The sequence below is a fragment of the Sutterella massiliensis genome (assembly GCF_016899755.1).
Lineage (GTDB): Bacteria > Pseudomonadota > Gammaproteobacteria > Burkholderiales > Burkholderiaceae_F > Sutterella > Sutterella massiliensis.
In genome coordinates this window covers 1-496 of sequence record NZ_JACJJC010000260.1, presented here as the reverse complement: position 1 = coordinate 496, position 496 = coordinate 1, and the positions used below count along the sequence as shown (strand labels likewise).

At 61.9% G+C, this 496-nt stretch carries 1 protein-coding gene; it reads left to right on the top strand.

Annotated elements, in window-relative coordinates; genetic code table 11:
* Nucleotides 1-496: hypothetical protein (locus H6A60_RS12465; protein WP_205105118.1), on the top strand; the 496-nt coding region annotated here is incomplete at both ends.

Sequence of the window (496 nt, the reverse complement as noted above, 5' to 3'; positions counted from 1 at the left end):
CTCGCTCTGCACTGTCTTTCTCGAGGCCACTCGATATGGACGAAGCTCGACTGCGTCGAACCGCTTCTCGCAATTACAAGCGAGGCGCTTGAAAGGCACTTCGGTGCCGATCTCAAGCGGGCGATCGACAAGGAAATCGATGCGCTTCCAGGCTCGCAAAGCACGCGCGACGTTGTTGCGATTGCCGATCGCATCATCGGGCGTTTGCGCCAAGCCGCCGGGACGAGTCCGAATGCCTGCGGGCAATCGGCCGACGCCCGGAGCGGCGAGGCCGGCAAAAAGGGCGCGAAGGCGGGCGGCAGTCCAAGTGCCGAAGGAAAGCCTTCGTTCTCTCCTCAGCTGGATGCGGCCTGCGAAGTTAACGCAGGCACTTCCGGAACCGCACAAGCCGCTCAAGCTGCACAAGCCGCGCTTGAAGCCAAGGCGGAGCAATTCGACCGCCGCATGGACATCTCAAGCCGATACGGCGAAGAGATAGCCCGCGAAGCCCAAAAAG